This window comes from Leucobacter soli, from assembly GCF_042659205.1.
Classification (GTDB): domain Bacteria; phylum Actinomycetota; class Actinomycetes; order Actinomycetales; family Microbacteriaceae; genus Leucobacter; species Leucobacter soli.
This window is the reverse complement of the sequence record NZ_JBHSRW010000230.1, coordinates 1-3,465: the sequence shown is the minus strand read 5'-3', so window position 1 is coordinate 3,465 and position 3,465 is coordinate 1. Positions and strand designations below refer to the sequence as shown.

The following is a 3,465-nucleotide window of genomic DNA, read 5'->3' as shown; positions in this document are numbered from 1 at the left end:
CGCTGCTGCGCGCCACCGTCGTCATCGTGGCGCGGGGCGGGCTGCGCGCGCTGACCTACCGGGCGGTCGCCGCCGAGGCCGGGGTCTCCCACGGCCTGGTGCGGCACCACTTCGGTTCGCGCGACCAGCTGATCGCCGACGCCATGGACTTCGGCATCGAGGAGAGCCTGCGCGCATCCAACATGATCAACAGCGAGCTGACCGTCGAGGAGTTCGCGGCCGGCATCGAGTCGCTCGCGGCGCGGCAGGGCGACATCCACGCCTTCCAGTACGAGCTGCTGCTCGAATCCCGGCGCAGGCCCGAACTGCGGGAGACGGCGGAGCGCTACTCCCGCAGCTACCGCGAGGCGATCGACGCCCAGCTGCGCCGCCTCGGGGTGGACGAACCGGGGCTGGCCGAGCTCGTCTGGTTCGCGCTCGACGGGCTCGTGTTCAACCAGCTCGTGCACCCGGGCGATGTCGAGCCGGCGCTCACCCGCATCCGCGCCCTGATCGAGTCGGCCGCGAAGGGCTGATCCGCAGGACGAGGCCGACCGCCACTGCCTCACGGCCTCGGCTCCCCCGGCTTTTCGCGGCATCGGCGCCGAAGCGACGATCCGCGGAGCCGAATCCGTGCGATGCCGTACGCCGGTGCTCAGTGGTGCAGCCCACCACCGAGCGGAGCGATCCCGCGCGCCGCGATCCTTCACCCCTCCTTGACTATCCACTTGGATAGCCTTACGCTGGCATCCAGGCCGCCGCGGCCGATCGCACTCCATCCGCGCACCCCCATCCCGACGAAGGGACCCCTGTGACCGACAGCAGCTCCACCGCAATCGAGTTCCTCTACCTCAGCGAGCCGGACATGATCGCCGCCGGGGTCACCGACATGGCCGCCTGCGTCGACACCATGAGCGAGATGCTCCTGGACTTCAAGCGCGGCGACTACCGCATGGCGGGCGTCGAGAACAACCTGCACGGCGCGCAGATCTACTTCCCGCAGGAGTCGCCGTTCGCGGGCATGCCGCTCGACGGCCCGGATCGGCGCTTCATGGCCATGCCGGCGTACCTCGGCGGCGGCTTCCAGACGGCCGGCTGCAAATGGTACGGCTCCAACACCGAGAATCGCGCACTCGGCCTGCCGCGCTCGATCCTCATGTTCACCCTCAACGACAAAGACACGGGGGCTCCCCTCGCGCACATGTCGGCCAATCTGCTGAGCGCCTACCGCACCGGCGCGATCCCCGGCATCGGCGCCCGCCACCTCGCCCGCGAGGATGCGAAGGTCGTCGGCATCGCGGGCCCCGGACCCGTCAACCGCACCTCGCTCGAGGGCCTCATCGCCGTGCGCCCCGGCATCGACACCATCAAGGTGTTCGGCCGCAGCCAGGGCGGCGTCGACGCGTTCATCGCCTGGGCGGCCGAGCGCTTCCCCCAGCTCACCTCCATCGAGCAGGTCGACTCCCTGCAGGCCTCGGTCGAGGGCTGCGACATCGTCAGCATCGCGATCCCGAGCCCCTCGGGCACCGAGCACTACCCGCACGTCGCCGACGCCTGGGTGAAGCCCGGCGCCCTCATCCTCTGCTCCGCGCACCTCGCACTCGAGGAGAGCCTGACCCTGCGCTCCCGCCACGTCGCCGACGCCCGCAGCATCTACGAGGCCTGGGCATCCGAGCTCCCGGCCCCCGCCCACGATCTCGTCGGCATCTGGGGCATGCACCTGGTCGACCGCGTGCGCGACGGGCGCATGGCCCCCGAGCAGTTCGAGGATCTGGGCGAGATCATCGAGGGCGACACCCCGGGCCGCACGAGCGACGACGAGGTGTTCATCTACTCGGTCGGCGGCATGCCGGTCGAGGATGTCGCCTGGGCGACGAAGGTGTACCGCAACGCGCTCGAACGGGGCATCGGCACCAGGCTGAAGCTCTGGGACGAGCCCGCCCTGGCGTAGGATCGCGCCTCCGCCGCCCGACATCCTGCTGCCGCCACGCTCCCCTCATCCTGCGCGGAGTGAACGCAGCGAACGAAGTCGCAGGATCCATCCGCACCCATTCAGAACCTGGATCCTGCGATCCCCCCCCGGAGCCGCAGGAAGACGAGAACAAGAAGGATCGACATGGAAACCCAGAAGACGAACGTCGTGGTGATCGGCGCCGGCACCGTCGGCTCGATGGCGCTGTGGCAGCTGAGCAAGCGCGACGGGCTCGACGTGGTCGGCATCGAGCAGTACGGGCGCGTGCACTCCCACGGCTCGTACGCCGGGGAGTCGCGGGTGTTCCGCACCGCGGTGCACGAGGGCGGCACGTACGTGCGGATGATCCAGCGCTCGCGCGAGCTGTGGCGCGAGCTCGAGGCGGAGTCCGGCCGGAGCATCTACGCAGAGGTCGGCTGCCTGAGCATCGCCCCCGAGGGCTTCCCGGATCTCGAGACGGCACTCGGCACCGTGCGCGACTTCGACCTGCCCCACCGCGTACTGAGCACCGAGGAACTGCGCGCGGAGTTCCCGCAGCACCGCGTCCACGACGGCGATGTCGGCCTGCTCGACGCGCACGGCGGTGGCCTGCGGCCCGAGGTCGCGGTGATGAGTGCCCTGGACCTCGCCGAGGCGAACGGCGCGAAGCTGCTGTTCAACACCCCGGTCATCGACGTCGAGGAACGGCCGGACGGGGTCGTCGTGCGGACGACCCAGGGGGCATGGATCGCCGACACCGTGATCCTTGCTTCCGGATCCTGGTCGTCCCGGCTCTCCCCCGAGCTGAACGAGCTGCTGCGCCTGCAGGTGCTGGGTCTCACCTGGTTCATGCCGAAGCAGCCGGAGCTGTTCGCGCCCGAACGGTTCCCGGCGTTCCTGCGCGACGCGGGGTCGGTGCACTTCTTCGGGGCGCCGAGCTTCGACGGCTACGCGTTCAAGGCCTGCACCAACCCGGAGTGGCCCGTCTACCGCGACGTCTCCGAGGTGCCGACGACGCACACCCGCGAGGAGCTGATCCGGATCGGCCAGCGCGCCGCCGAGCTGTTCGAAGGAGTGAACCCCGAGCCGGTGCGCCAGAGCGTGCACCACTGCGCCTACACGCCGGATCGCCTGCCGGTCGTCGACCGCTCCGCGAGCGGCCGCCTCGTGACGATCGCGGGCCTCTCGGGCCACGGCTTCAAGTTCTCGCCTCAGCTCGGCGAGTGGGCCGCGCAACTGGCGATGGACGAGGAGAGCACGGTCGATCCGCGCTTCGCGCTCCCCGCCCATCTGAGCCGCCTCGCCGAGACGGGCCCGTACACCGGCGGCGGGCACTGACCGCGCGCGCTCGCGTCCACGCCCACACCCGCCCCGGGGCCCGTATCCGCCCCGCGCCCGCACGCGCCCTGGTCCCCGCACTCACCCCAACCCCGGCACTCGCCCTGCGCCCGCACTCACCCCGGCGAACGGCCCCCTACCTGACGAACGGCCCCCGTCCCGACGGTGAGTAGCGGGGCCACTCGTCAGGTAGGGGG

Annotated in this window: 3 protein-coding genes; all 3 read left to right on the top strand. The window is 70.9% G+C overall.

Annotated elements, in window-relative coordinates; all coding sequences use genetic code 11:
- Positions 1-2: 2 nt before the first annotated feature.
- A complete protein-coding gene (locus ACFPZL_RS11290; RefSeq protein WP_382335463.1) occupies positions 3-515 on the top strand; it encodes a TetR/AcrR family transcriptional regulator in 513 nt (170 codons plus the stop codon).
- Between the two features lie 275 nt (positions 516-790).
- Positions 791-1,930 carry a tyramine oxidase subunit B gene (locus tag ACFPZL_RS11285; RefSeq protein WP_236022080.1) on the top strand — a complete coding sequence of 380 codons (1,140 nt, stop codon included), beginning with the start codon at positions 791-793 and terminating at the stop codon, positions 1,928-1,930.
- Positions 1,931-2,095: 165 nt separating this feature from the next.
- Positions 2,096-3,268, top strand: a complete 1,173-nt coding sequence (gene solA / locus ACFPZL_RS11280) for an N-methyl-L-tryptophan oxidase (protein WP_218115865.1) — start codon at positions 2,096-2,098, stop codon at positions 3,266-3,268.
- Positions 3,269-3,465 lie beyond the last annotated feature (197 nt).

Bases quoted from the DNA above. Each gene is read 5' to 3' on its own strand.
- solA (WP_218115865.1), top strand. From the start codon at position 2,096: ATGGAAACCCAGAAGACGAACGTCGTGGTGATCGGCGCCGGCACCGTC.